General features: G+C 31.3%; 13 protein-coding genes. 11 read left to right on the top strand and 2 right to left on the bottom strand.

What is annotated here, in order from left to right; all coding sequences use genetic code 11:
- From hisB to B2217_RS13940, 11 genes are all read left to right on the top strand, one after another.
- Positions 1-1134, top strand: coding sequence for a bifunctional histidinol-phosphatase/imidazoleglycerol-phosphate dehydratase HisB (gene hisB, locus B2217_RS13990; protein ID WP_180905310.1), 1134 nt, complete (start codon positions 1-3; stop codon positions 1132-1134).
- A gap of 78 nt (positions 1135-1212) precedes the next feature.
- On the top strand, positions 1213-1791 hold the full coding sequence (gene hisH / locus B2217_RS13985) for an imidazole glycerol phosphate synthase subunit HisH (protein ID WP_180905311.1): 579 nt from the start codon (positions 1213-1215) through the stop codon (positions 1789-1791).
- 19 nt (positions 1792-1810) lie between these two features.
- Entirely contained in the window at positions 1811-4930 is a 3120-nt protein-coding gene (locus B2217_RS13980) for a S41 family peptidase (protein ID WP_291122920.1), read from the top strand.
- A 75-nt stretch (positions 4931-5005) separates the two neighbouring features.
- Positions 5006-5719 (top strand): 1-(5-phosphoribosyl)-5-[(5-phosphoribosylamino)methylideneamino]imidazole-4-carboxamide isomerase, encoded by a 714-nt coding sequence (gene hisA, locus B2217_RS13975; protein ID WP_291122917.1) that lies wholly within the window; start codon positions 5006-5008, stop codon positions 5717-5719.
- Between the two features lies 1 nt (position 5720).
- Positions 5721-6473 (top strand): imidazole glycerol phosphate synthase subunit HisF, encoded by a 753-nt coding sequence (gene hisF / locus B2217_RS13970; RefSeq protein WP_291122915.1) that lies wholly within the window; start codon positions 5721-5723, stop codon positions 6471-6473.
- On the top strand, positions 6470-7081 hold the full coding sequence (hisIE, locus tag B2217_RS13965) for a bifunctional phosphoribosyl-AMP cyclohydrolase/phosphoribosyl-ATP diphosphatase HisIE (RefSeq protein WP_291122913.1): 612 nt from the start codon (positions 6470-6472) through the stop codon (positions 7079-7081). The genes hisF and hisIE overlap by 4 nt, the downstream gene beginning before the upstream one ends.
- A gap of 178 nt (positions 7082-7259) precedes the next feature.
- Entirely contained in the window at positions 7260-8723 is a 1464-nt protein-coding gene (locus tag B2217_RS13960; protein ID WP_291122911.1) for an ankyrin repeat domain-containing protein, read from the top strand.
- Between the two features lie 8 nt (positions 8724-8731).
- On the top strand, positions 8732-9223 hold the full coding sequence (locus B2217_RS13955) for a DUF2271 domain-containing protein (protein WP_125349871.1): 492 nt from the start codon (positions 8732-8734) through the stop codon (positions 9221-9223).
- A gap of 1 nt (position 9224) precedes the next feature.
- Positions 9225-11414, top strand: a complete 2190-nt coding sequence (locus B2217_RS13950; protein WP_291122909.1) for a PepSY domain-containing protein — start codon at positions 9225-9227, stop codon at positions 11412-11414.
- 186 nt (positions 11415-11600) lie between these two features.
- Positions 11601-11888: a GIY-YIG nuclease family protein gene (locus B2217_RS13945; RefSeq protein WP_180906875.1), complete on the top strand. Its 288-nt coding sequence runs from the start codon at positions 11601-11603 to the stop codon at positions 11886-11888.
- A gap of 470 nt (positions 11889-12358) precedes the next feature.
- On the top strand, positions 12359-13366 hold the full coding sequence (locus tag B2217_RS13940) for an FAD:protein FMN transferase (RefSeq protein WP_180905320.1): 1008 nt from the start codon (positions 12359-12361) through the stop codon (positions 13364-13366).
- Between the two features lie 46 nt (positions 13367-13412).
- On the opposite strand, the gene B2217_RS13935 is transcribed toward B2217_RS13940, so the two are convergent.
- On the bottom strand, positions 13413-13733 hold the full coding sequence (locus B2217_RS13935; RefSeq protein ID WP_180905321.1) for a helix-turn-helix domain-containing protein: 321 nt from the start codon (positions 13731-13733) through the stop codon (positions 13413-13415).
- 61 nt (positions 13734-13794) lie between these two features.
- Complete coding sequence (locus B2217_RS13930; RefSeq protein ID WP_180905322.1) at positions 13795-14223, bottom strand: transposase; 429 nt, start codon at positions 14221-14223, stop codon at positions 13795-13797.
- Between the last annotated feature and the right edge of the window lie 13 nt (positions 14224-14236).

Here is a 14236-nt window from a genome sequence, read left to right as displayed (position 1 = left end):
TTGAAACGTGTACTTTTTATAGATAGAGATGGAACAATGATCTTGGAGCCAGCCGACTACCAAGTTGACAGCTTTTCGAAACTAGAATTCTATCCTGAAGCATTTACTTATTTAGGTAAAATTGCGAAAGAATTGGATTACGAATTAGCAATGGTTACGAACCAAGACGGTTTGGGAACGCCCGCTAATCCAGAAGAATTATTCTGGCCGATTCAAAATTTCGTGGTAAAAGCTTTTGAAAATGAAGGGGTGAAATTCGAGGATATTTACATTGATAAAACTTTTGCCCACGAAAATGCTCCAACGCGTAAACCTGGAACGGCATTATTAACAAAATACATCAATAATACAGAGTACGATTTAGTAAATTCGTTTGTGATTGGTGATCGAATAACAGATGTGAAATTAGCTCAAAATCTTGGTGGAAAAGGAATTTTTATCGCGAATGACGAAGCTTTAGGCGCTGACGAGATCAACTATAACGAAGGTTTAAATGAAACGATTGCTTTAAAAACAACGTCGTGGAAAGAAATTTACGAGTTCTTAAAACTTCAAAATCGCACGGCTTCAATTGTTCGAAACACGAATGAAACAAAGATCAAAATCGATTTGAATTTAGACGGAACTGGAAAATCGGATATTTCGACTGGTTTACACTTTTTCGATCATATGCTAGATCAAATTGCGCGTCATGGACAAATGGATTTAGTAATTAAAGTCAATGGAGATTTAGAAGTGGACGAGCATCACACTATTGAAGATACTGCTATTGCTTTGGGCGAAGTTTTTACTCAAGCTTTAGGAAATAAATTAGGCATCGAACGTTACGGATTCACTTTACCGATGGACGATTGTTTAGCACAAGCAGCGATTGATTTTGGCGGAAGAAATTGGTTGGTTTGGGAAGCTGAATTTAAACGGGAAATGATTGGTCAAATGCCAACAGAAATGTTCTATCACTTTTTCAAATCATTTACAGACGGAGCAAAAGCAAACTTAAACATCAAAGCAGAAGGTACAAACGAACATCACAAAATCGAAGCGATTTTTAAAGCCTTTGCCAAAGCTATAAAAGTGGCGGTTAAGCGCGATCCAGAAAAAATGATTTTACCATCAACAAAAGGACTTTTGTAGACTTAAGTCTTAAGGTATAAATTCTAAGGATTTTCTTTTCCTTATACACCTTATGACTTAGAACTTAGAACTAAAAAAATGATAGCAATAGTAAAATACAATGCAGGAAATGTAAAATCGGTGTACAATGCGGTAACTCGTTTGGGATACGAAGCAATAATTACAGATGATTTTGAAACCTTGCAAAATGCAGACAAAGTAATTTTCCCTGGAGTTGGTGAAGCAAGTTCCGCAATGACCTATTTAAAAGAAAAAGGCTTGGATAAAATTATTAAAAACTTAAAACAACCAACTTTAGGAATATGTTTAGGACAACAATTAATGTGCGCTTATTCGGAAGAAGGAAATACCGATTGTTTAGGAATTTTCCCTATTCAAGTGAAATTATTTCCTTCAACAGAAATTGTTCCTCATATGGGCTGGAATACGATTTATGATTTAAAAACACCTTTGTTTAATGATGTTAAAGAAAACTCCGACATTTATTATGTACACAGTTTTTATTGCGAAAATTCAGAATATACAATCGCGAAAACAGACTATATTTTAGAATATTCAGCTGCTTTAAATAAAGATAATTTTTACGCAACTCAATTTCACCCAGAGAAATCTGCAGGAATAGGAGAACAAATATTAAAAAACTTTCTAAGTTTATAGTAATTATAAATTCACACACATGAAAAAAATAGTTTTTACTTTACTTAGTGCTTTTGCAATTTCACAGGTTTCTGCTCAGGAAAAAGTGTATTTCACCTCTACTCCTTCTTTAAGTCCAGATGCTAAAACGGTTTATTTTAGTTACGATGGCGATATTTGGTCAACTGATATTAATGGCGGAAATGCAGCAAGAATCACAGCTTTAGAAGGCGAAGAAATTAATCCTCGTGTTTCACCAGATGGAAAATGGTTGGCATTTAGTTCTAATCAATATGGGAATTACGATATTTATATAATGCCTATAAATGGTGGACAAATCAAACAATTGACGTTTCATCAAGCCAAAGACGAAGTCGAAAGTTGGAGCTGGGATAGTAAATCGATCTATTTTACATCAAACCAAAATAATGGATTTGGAAGTTTTAAAATTGATTTAGATGGAAAAACACCAGAAGCGCTTTTTACAAATTATTTCAACACAACAAATGGTTTAGTAGAAACTCCTCAAGGCGAATATATTTTCACCAACTCGTCTGAAAGTGCAAGTCAAGTTACACGAAAAAGATATAAAGGAGAAAATAATCCAGATTTATTAGGATATAATCCAACCACAAAAAGTTATAAACAATATACCGATTATAACGGAAAAGATTTTAATCCAACAGTTGATAAAAACGGAATTATTTATTTTATTTCGGACGAAAATAATGGCGAATACAACTTATATCAATTAGCAAATGGTAAAAAAGAAGCGTTAACAAAATTTGAAACTTCGATTAAAAAACCTTTTGTTTCGGCTGATGGTTCAAAAGTTGTTTTCGAAAAAGATTATCAATTATTTGTTTACGATGTAAAAGCAAAAACATCGAAACCACTTATAATTAATGTTAATTCGAATAAATCTTTAGAAAAAGAACAAAATTTTGAAGTTGAAAATAATATTGATTATTTTGATATTTCTCCCGACGGAAAGAAAATGGCTTTTGTAAGTAGAGGAATTATTTTTGTTTCGGATAATGAAGGAAAGTTTGTCAATCAAATTTCTGATGGAAAAGAACGTGTTTTAGAAGTAAAATGGTTGAAAGACAACAAAAATTTAATCTTCAATCAAACCTACAAAGGTTATCAAAATTGGTTTAAAATTTCGGCTGACGGAAAAGGAAAAGTTGAACAATTAACTTCTGATTTAAGAAATAATCGAGACATTACATTCAACAATGATTTATCACAAGCTGTTTATTTAAGTGGACGCGATGAAGTCAGATTATTAGATTTGAAATCACTTAAATCATCAACAATTGTTAAAGATGAAATTTGGGCTTTCCAAAATTCGAAACCATCTTTTTCTCCAAATGATGAATATGTGTTATTCTCTGCAAAACGCAATTTCGAGTTGGATATTTTTATTCACAACATCAAAAAAAATACAACTGTTAATTTAACGAATACTGGTGTTTCTGAAGCTGATCCTACTTGGTCTCCAGACGGAAAATATATTTATTTTTCAAGCGATAGAAAAAATCCGTCCTATCCTTTAGGAATGCAAGAATCAAGTATTTATCTCGCTTCTTTAGATTGGTTTGATCAAGCTTATAAATCAGAGAAATTTGATAATTTATTTGTCGAAGAAAAAAAGGTTGAGAAGAAAGAGAAAAAAGAAGAAAAGAACGATTTTAAAGCATTAACTATTAATCCAGAAGGATTCTTGGAACGAATTGAATTGGTAACAGATCGTTTTGGATATCAGACAAATCCTTTTGTTTTTGCGGATGATAAAAAGCAATTTTTATTCTATAACACCAATCAAGAAAATGGAAAATTTCAGTTATACAGAAAAACAACCACTGATTTTGAAGAAGATAAAACAGATAAAATATTCAACAAAGGCGCTGATTTTATCGTAAAAAATGAGAAAAATCTTTATGCTTTAATCGATAATTCTGTTTACAAATTTGGCATTAGTTCTACAAATCCTGAAAAAGTTAGTATTAAATATAATTTCAATAAAAACTTAGCTTCAGAATTCAATCAAATGTACGAGGAAGCTTGGGCTGGAGTAGAAGAAAATTTCTATGATGAGAATTTTCACGGAATCGATTGGAAAGCTAAAAAAGAGCAATATGCAACGTTTTTACCTTATGTCAACAATCGAAATGATTTGAGAATTTTGTTAAATGATCTATTAGGTGAATTGAATTCTTCGCATTTAGGTTTTTCATCTTTCGGAAAAGAAGAGAGTCGAAGATTGAATTATTTCACCAACGAAACAGGAATTATTTTCAGAAAAGATCAACCTTTTACAGTTGAAAAAATCTTACGAAAATCTCCTGCTTTCCTTAAAAATGTTGATGTTCAAGAAGGTGATATTTTAGTGAGTGTAAATGGGCAAAAAATCGATCAAAACCAAAATCGTGAAACTTATTTTACAACGCCTAAAAAATTAGAAGAATTAACGCTTGAATTTGACCGAAAAGGAAAAACAATTTCGACGAAGATTCATCCAATTTCAAATAACGAATTGAAATCGCTTTTATATGATGAATGGATTTATGAAAATCGTCAGCGTGTAAAAAAATTAAGCAACGATAGAATCGCTTATTCGTACATGAAAAATATGTCTACTTCTGAATTGGATGTGTTTTTATTAGACATGGTAGAGCAAGAGAATAGAAAAGATGGTGTCATTTTAGATTTGCGTTTCAATACAGGTGGAAATGTACATGATAAAGTCTTGAACTTTTTATCGCAAAGACCTTATTTGAAATGGAAATATCGTGAAGGACAATTAACTGTTCAACCGAACTTTGCACCGTCAGGAAAACCAATTGTTTTATTAATTAACGAATACTCATTAAGCGATGCAGAAATGACAGCCGCAGGATTCAAAGCCTTAAAATTAGGAAAAATCATCGGTCAAGAAACGTATCGATGGATCATTTTTACTTCTGGAAAAGGATTAGTTGATGGTTCATTTTATCGTTTACCAAGTTGGGGAACTTATACTTTGGATGGACAAAATTTAGAAAAAACTGGTGTTAAACCTGACATTTATATTAAAAATACATTCTTAGATCGATTAGAAAATAAAGATCCTCAATTGGAGCGTGCAATCCAAGAGGTCATGAAAGAATTAAAATAAATTTAAGACTTAAGTTGTAAGGCGTAAGAAGTTACACCTTAGATCTTATGTCTTACACCTTAAAACTAAAGAATAATGAGAATAATCCCAGCTATAGATATTATCGACGGAAAATGCGTTCGATTATCGCAAGGCGATTACGATACAAAAAAAATATACAACGAAAATCCGTTGGAAGTAGCAAAAGAATTCGAGGATTACGGTATCGAATATTTGCACTTGGTGGATTTAGATGGAGCTAAATCAAAACAAATCATTAATTATAAAACGTTAGAATTTATTGCTTCTAAAACCAATTTAAAAGTTGATTTTGGAGGTGGAATTAAGGCTAATGATGATATTAGAATTGCTTTTGAATGTGGTGCAAATCAAATTACAGGTGGAAGTATTGCTGTTCAAAACCCAACATTATTTCAAGAATGGATTTCACAATATGGAAGTGATAAAATTATTTTAGGCGCAGATGCTAAAGATCGAAAAATTGCAACACACGGTTGGTTAGAAACTTCAGAATTGGATGTCATTGATTTTATTCAAGAATATAAAACTAAAGGAATTGATTATGTGATTTGTACAGACATTGCGAAAGATGGGATGTTACAAGGAACTTCAAACGAATTGTACGCTGAAATTTTAGCAGCTTCGGATGTCAAATTAATTGCTTCGGGTGGTGTTTCTTCGATCGACGATTTAATTAAAGTGAAAGAGTTAGGTTGTGAAGGAGCAATTTTGGGAAAAGCTATTTATGAAGGACGTATTCTGTTAAAAGATTTAAAGCAATTCTATTAATATGCTGAAAAAAAGAATCATACCATGTCTCGACATCAAAGATGGACGAACGGTAAAAGGCGTTAATTTCGTGGGTTTACGCGATGCGGGAGATCCAGTGGAATTGGCAAAAAAATATGTAGAAGAAGGCGCTGATGAATTGGTGTTTTTGGATATCACAGCTACGATTGAAAAACGCAAAACCTTAGCCGAAATGGTGGAGAAAATTGCTTCGGCGATTAATATTCCGTTTACAGTTGGTGGCGGAATCAATTCGGTGGAAGATGCTTCGGCAGTTATCAAAGCTGGTGCAGATAAAGTTTCAGTGAATTCTTCTGCTGTTAAAAATCCTCAATTAATTGCTTACTTAGCAGCTCGTTTCGGATCACAATGTGTCGTTGTTGCGGTAGATACGCGCGATGTCAACGGAACACAAAAAGTTTTCGTAAGCGGAGGAAAAATTGAAACCGAATGGGAAACACTAGATTGGGTCAAAAAAGTAGAAGAATTAGGCGCTGGCGAAATTCTGTTAACATCTATGGATGGCGATGGAACAAAAGCTGGTTTCAAAATTGATATCACAAAAGCAGTTGCTGATACTGTAAATCTTCCAGTAATAGCTTCTGGAGGGGCTGGAAAAATGGAACATTTTACAGAAGTTTTTACCCAAACCAAAGCAAGTGGTGGATTGGCTGCAAGTATTTTTCACTTCGGTGAAATTCCGATTCCTAAACTTAAAAATTATTTAAAAGAACAAAATATTCCGATACGATGAACATCGATTTCAATAAAAGTAATGACGGATTAGTTCCCGTTATTATTCAAAATTATCTTAACAACAAAGTTTTGATGTTAGGTTATATGAACGAAGAAGCTTTTAACAAAACCCAAGAAATTGGAAAAGTAACCTTTTATTCTCGTTCAAAAAATAGATTATGGACAAAAGGTGAAGAATCAGGAAACTTCTTAGAGGTTAAATCAATTGCGGTTGATTGCGACAACGATACAGTTTTAATCAAAGCAAAACCTTTTGGACCAACTTGTCATACGGGTTCTACGACTTGTTTTAAAGAAGAAACTAACCACGGATTTGTGTATGAATTGGAACAAACCATTAACGATAGAATTGATTTAGACAACGATCCAGATTCGTATACCAACAAATTATTCAAAAGAGGAATCAATAAGGTTGCGCAAAAAGTAGGTGAAGAAGCGGTTGAATTGGTAATTGAAGCCAAAGACAACAACGATGATTTATTTATTAACGAAGCCGCGGATTTAATGTATCATTATTTAATTTTATTAAAAGCCAAAGGTTTCAAATTAGAAGATGTAGAAAATGTTTTGAAATCGAGAGAAAATGGTCCAAGACGACCAGAATAAAGTTGTTTAGAAATATAAAAGATTGCAGATTAGCAATCTTTTTTGTTTTCAAAAAACTGATGTTTAGCAGAATTAGCCAAATTTATTTGATTTAATTAGAATTAATATAAATAAAAATAATACTTTTGAAATCAAATTAAAATTAGTCTAAATAATCATTACAATATATTCTATTCATATGAAAAAATTATTCATTTCTGCTGCTATCCTTGTCGCTTCATTTATTCAAGCTCAAACGAATACGTTGATGGACGCTGGTTTTTGGAAAAATAATCCAACAATAGAAACTGTAAAAACTGAAATTTCGAAAGGAAATAGTCCTTCTTTTCAAAATGGTGGTTTCTTTGATCCTGTTGTAATAGCGATTAACAACAAAGCAGATTTTAATGTGATTAAATTTTTAATTGAACAAGAAGGAAATTCTATTGATAAAAAAACGCATCACTCAAGAATTTATCTTCAATGGGCTGCGGCTGCGGGGAATTTAGAATTGGTAAATTATTTATTAGCCAAAGGTTCTGATGTTCACTACAAAGATAGCCACGGTTACGATGTAATTACGTATGCTGCGAGTGCTGGAAATCAAAATATAGCGGTTTACGATGCGTTAATTAAAGCTGGTGCCAATCCAAAAGTGAAAGGTGAAAATGGGACTAACTTAATTATGGAAGCGATTGCAAATGATGATGATTTAAAAGTTACTGAATATTTTATTTCGAAAGGTTTATCATTAAGCGAAAAAGACGCTAACGGACGTACTGTAGCAGATTATGCAGCTAAATTAGGAAACTTATCAATCATAGATAAATTAATCGCGAAAGGTGTAAAACCTACAGATCAAGCTTTATTTTTTGCCACTCAAGGTTCGAGAACAAAAGAAAATGGTGTAGAAGTTTTCCAAGAATTAATTACAAAATATAAATTAAATCCGAAAGCGTTAAATCCAGACGGACAAACATTGTTACACGCTTTATCTCGCAGAGGAAATTCTGAAACAATCAACTTTATCTTATCAAAAGGTGTTGATGCTAAAATTGCTGATAAAGAAGGAAACACTGCATTAATGGTTGCTGCTGGAGGAAAAAACACAGATTTAATCAATACATTTTTATCAAAAGCAAATAATGTAAATGCGATTAATAAAAATGGTGAGTCAGCTTTAACGAAAGCTGTTGCTTCTGGAACATCTCAAATCGTTTCTTTATTATTAGAAAAAGGCGCTAAAGCTAATATTGTTGATAAAGATGGAAATAATTTGGCTTATTATTGGTTCAATTCTTTCAAACCAAATGATGAATCATTCGCTGAAAAACAAGCTTTATTAACAAATGCAAAAGTTGATTTTAAAGCTACTCAAAGCAAAGGTGCAACTTTGTTACACATCGCTGTTGATAAAGGAAATGTAAATTTGGTGAAGAAAGCGATTGAATTAGGTGTGAATATTAATGCACAAGATGAAGACGGAAATACAGCGTTACACAAAGCAGCTTTAATTGCGAAAGATGATGCAATCTTGAAAACTTTGGTTGCTGCTGGAGCGAAAAAAAATATTAAAACAGAATTTGATGAAACAGCTTATGATTTGGCTGGAGAAAACGAATTCTTAAAGAAAAATAATGTGTCTATTGACTTTTTAAAATAATGAAGGAGATGAAATTTAACTTAATCAAAAAATTAGTTGGATTAGTTGTAATCTTAATGGCAACTGCCACTTTTGCGCAAACAACAAAATACAAAACAATGATTCAGATGAATAATTACACAGGAAAAGAAGCCTATGTAGTGATTTCATTAATCAATCCAAAAGGACAATACGAAAAAACTTTAGGTGTTTTGGGAACGGATAACGAGTGGTACAACACGTTAAAAGAATGGCACAAATTCAATAGTAAAAAGAAAGAAAAATTAAACGGAATTACAGGTGCTTCAGTTGCTGGAGGAGCGAGAGCTACACGTGTCATCGAGTTTGATACTGCAAAATTGAATAAAGGATACAAATTACGTTTTGAATCTGCTGTAGAAACTCAAAAATACGTCGCAAAAGATGCTGAAGTTGCATTAAATTCTTCGGATTTAGACAACAAAGCAGGTATCAAAGGTTCAGTTTATATTAAAGCCGTACGTTTTATAAAAGTTCAATAAAATGACATTATCTATTTGGAGATATGCGCATTTGAGTCTTGCAATTTTATCTTCAGCATTTTTAGTTATTCTATCTATCACAGGAGTAATTTTGGCTGTTGATGCAATAAACGAAAAATCGCCCGCATACAAAGTAGAAAATTTCGATAACATAACACTCGCGCAAGTTTTACCAACTTTGCGCGAGCATTATTTTGAAATAATTGAAGTAAAAGTTGATCACAATGATTTTGTGACAATTGATGCAATGGACGAAGATGGAAATTCGATCAAATCTTACATTGATCCTACAACAGGAAAAAAGATTGGTGAGATTGTTCCAAAAAGTGATTTCATCAATTGGGTCACAGCCTTGCACCGTTCATTATTTCTAAAGGAAACAGGACGAGCAATTGTTGGTGTCGTCTCTTTTTTATTGATGTTAATTTCAATAAGTGGATTAATCTTAATCGTAAAACGTCAACAAGGAATTCTAAATTTCTTTACCAAAGTTAACAAAGACTCCTTTTCACAATATTTTCATGTTGTAACTGGACGTTGGTTATTAATTCCAGTTTTAATCATTGCATTAACAGGAACATTGATTTTCTTAGCGCGATTAGAACCTTTAGTTGGTCAACCAAAAGAAATTGAGCATCAAGCTAAAGAAAATTTACAACCAAAAGATTTAAAAGACATTGAATTCTTCAAAAACACGAAATTAAGTAGTGTTGAAAAGATTGAATTTCCTTTTATTCCAGATGATGAAGCAGAACCATTTATCGTTCATTTAAGAAAAAAATCGGTTTCGGTGAATCAAGTAAATGGAGCGATTATTTCAGAATCGTTGAATCCTTATTCAGCAATTGTAGAAAAATTCAATATCGATTTACATACAGGTCGCACTAATGTTATTTGGGCTGCGATTTTAGGAATTGCTTCGCTTAACATTTTATTCTTTATTTGGTCAGGATTTGTAATTACGTTCAAACGTACAAAAACGAAAATTGGCAAAAATAAATATAAAGCTAACGAAGCTGAAATTATCCTTTTAGTTGGTTCTGAAAATGGTGCAACTGTTGGTTTTGCTTCAAAAATTCAAGAACAATTTTTAGCAAACGGAAAAAAATCATTCATCGCTCAGATGAATCAATATGAAATTTATCCAAAAGCAAAACAACTCATCATTTTTACCTCAACTTATGGAATTGGTGATGCGCCTGCGAATGCTAAGAAATTTGAACAATTAATCACACAATTTCCACAAAACCAATCCATCGAATTTTCGGTTGTAGGATTTGGCTCAAGAGCATATTCAGATTATTGTGGATATGCAATTAAAGTTGACAAATGGTTGAATGATCAAAAATGGGCAACGCGATTATTGAATTTGAAAACGGTAAATGATAAATCGCCAGAAGAATTCACAAATTGGGTCATTGCATACAAAGAAACGACAGATATTCCGTTAGCAACAACGCCTGCGATGTATGTTGGAAAAGCACCAGAACTGAAAAATGTTAAGGTTATTTCTACCACTAAAATCACACAAGAAGATGCTACATTTAAAGTTATTTTAGATGTAAAAGAGAAATTCAAATCTGGAGATTTATTAGCAATTTATCCCGAAAGTGATCACAAAGAACGCTTATATTCAGTTGGAAAAGTAGATAATAAATTACAGTTAATTGTAAAATTGCATGAGTTTGGATTAGGTTCTCAATATTTATATAATTTGGTTCAAAATTCTACGATTAAAGCTCGAATTGTAAAAAATAAAGCCTTTAGATTTCCAAAAGCTTCAAAAGTTGTGATGATTGCAAACGGAACAGGAATTGCACCTTTTCTTGGGATGATTGATGAGAATTCAAAAAATATTGAAACGCATTTATACTGTGGTTTCAGACATGATAATGAAACAACAAAATCTTATCAAGAATTTGCTACGAAACAAATTTTTACGAATCATTTGAGTCAATTTCACATTGCATTTTCTCGTGAAGAAAATAAACAGTATGTGATGGATTTAGTCAATCGTGATGCTAAATTCTTTGCTGAAACATTACAAAATGGTGGAATTCTTATGATTTGTGGTGCTCTCACAATGCAACATGATGTAGAGAAAGTTTTGGAACAAATTTGTCAACAACATTTGAAGAAATCATTCGAAGAATTCAAAACAAACGGACAATTTTTGACGGATTGTTATTAAAATTTATTCCGTCTAATTTTTCGATAATTTTGAAAGATTCTAACGAATATTTCAAACACTCGAAGTGACGGATTAAACGAAATTTTCATCAGTTCGAGTGGTTTTCGTTTCAACAGAATAAGAAAATTGTATCGAGAACTTAGATGAAAATATTAAAAAATGACGGTTTTTATTGTAAATTGTAGAATGCAAATTTCTTTTGTTTACATATTACTTTGTTCAGATAATTCATATTATGTTGGGATTACAAATGACGTATTCAAAAGATTCGAAGAACATCAAGCTGGATATGATTACAAATCATATACATTTAATCGAAGACCTTTGAAATTAATTTTTTACACTTCATTTAGTAATGTTGAAATTGCTATAGAAAAAGAAAAACAAATAAAAAAATGGTCAAAAGCAAAAAAAGAAGCTTTAATAAATGGACAGTTCGAAGATTTACCTAATTTATCTAAAAAGAAGTTTTAAACAAATCCGTCTTACTTCTCGATAATTTTGAAAAATTCTAACGAATATTTCAAACACTCGAAGTGACGGATTAAACGAAATTTTTCGTCAGTTCGAGTGATTTTCGTTTCGACAGAATAAGAAAATCGTATCGAGAACTTAGACGAAAATAATCTGAAATCATAAATAAGTAGTGAAAAATTTTAACGAATATTTAAAACTCTCGAAGTAACGGATTAAACTAAATTTTTCATCAGTTCGAGTGGTTTTCGTTTCGATAGAATAAGAAAATTGTATTGAGAACTTAGACGAAAATAATCTGAAATCATAAATAAGTAATGAAAAATTGAACGAAATTTCTCAAACAATCGAAGTGACGGATTAAACGAAATTTTTCGTCAGTTCGAATGATTTTCGTTTCAACAGAATAAGAAAATTGTATCGAGAACTTAGACGAAAATTTACTCACAATAACAAATGAATAAAACATCATGCAATTCATTCTAAAAAATATATTCACTTTTATACTATTGTATGTTCTAACTCCGATGAATGCTCAAACGGTTGGAGTTAGAGATACAATTTTAATGGGAAGTAAATTCAAAATCACATTGGTTGACACCGATTCTATTTCCGTTGAAAAAAACATCAATAAAGCAATTGATGAAATGATCAGAATCGAGAGTTTGATTTCTGATTGGAAACCTACTTCACAAGTTTCTCTTGTCAATCAAAATGCTGGAATAAAACCCATAAAAGTAGATCGAGAAGTTTTTGACTTAACAAAACGTGCGATTTATTTTTCGGAACTAACCGATGGTGCTTTTGACATTAGCTTTGCAGCAATGGAAAAAATATGGAAATTTGATGGTTCTATGGACAAAATTCCAACTCAGGAAGAAATTTCAAAAGCTATTGAAAAAATTGGTTATCAAAACATTATTTTGGATGAAGAAAATTCAACAATATTCTTAAAAAAAGTTGGAATGAAAATCGGTTTTGGATCAACAGGAAAAGGTTATGCAGCACAAAAAGCACGAACTTTTATGCAAAATTTAGGAATTAATGCTGGTATAATAGATGCTTCTGGTGATATGACAACTTGGGGAAATCAACCGAATGGAGAACTTTGGAAAATTGGAATTACAAATCCATTTAATCGACATAAAATGTTGGATATTCTCTCAATGAAAAATGCTGCTGTTACGACTTCTGGTGATTACGAAAAATTTATTTTGATTGATGGAGTCCGTTATTCACACATTATTAATCCCAAAACGGGGATTCCTGCAACGGGCTTAACTGGCGTTACGGTAATCGGAGAAAATGCTGAAATGTGTAATGGTTTTAGCACTTCTATCATGGTTTTAGGAAAAGAAAAAGGATTGAATTTGATCAATCAACAAAAAGATTACGCAGCTCTTTTGATTACAGATAAAGGAAAAATTACTCGCTCAAAAAACTATAAAAAATTAAAGCAAACATTGAAAAACAACTAAGTTTTTAACTAAAAAATGATTATATAAAGTGCATATTCTTTGCTAACTAGATATAATTCTTTTTCCATTTTGCTACAGTATTTCTACTTAATTTGAAATGTATAGCTAGTTGCGTATTGTTTAATTTATTTATCTTCTGATAATCTAAAATAAATAAAATATCCTTTTCTTGATATGATTTAAATTTTTGATTAACCTTACTATTATTACGATTCTTGTCAAGAAAAATTAATCTATTAAGCTTCGATATATCAAAAAAAGATAATTGTTCTTTATTTAAAATATCTTGATATAACGATAACTCATCTGGATAAAGATCATTAATTATATCCGTATAGAGTGCCTTATAATTTATGCTATTATTCATTTTTTTGGAATTTAAAATCTACTAATCATTTTGAAAAATGATTAGTAGAAAAATTAAAATGTTATTTGTTATATTTATGAAGCCATTTGTATAGAGTTGTTTTCGGAATACGATATCGTTCTATAACTTCTTTTTTTGTCATATTCCCTTTTTCTATTTTATTCAAAATATAATCTATCACTTCTTTTGTATATATATTTTTGCGAAAACTAGGTAATACCGATTGATTACTTTTGGTATTTTTATTATAATTAATGTTTCCTACAGGAGCGTATAAAATGAGATGTTGAGAATACAATCTAAAAAAATCATACTCTAATAACTTACTCCATTTCAAAAGAATATCAGTATCCATACTTTTCATTGTATACATTTGAATTACTTCTTTTTCTGTACAATCCATAAAATTACATATACGTGATATCGTAATTTCTTTCTCAAGAGTAAGTTCTTTTATAAGCTCTCCTATATAAATCGTTTTGTAATTCATATTTTAAAAATTT

Origin of the sequence: Empedobacter sp. UBA7620, assembly GCF_002484185.1 — a bacterium.
In the GTDB taxonomy this organism is placed as follows: Bacteria; Bacteroidota; Bacteroidia; order Flavobacteriales; family Weeksellaceae; genus Empedobacter; species Empedobacter falsenii_C.
Note: the sequence above shows the minus strand (reverse complement) of the source record. Positions and strands in the feature narration are given on the sequence as shown.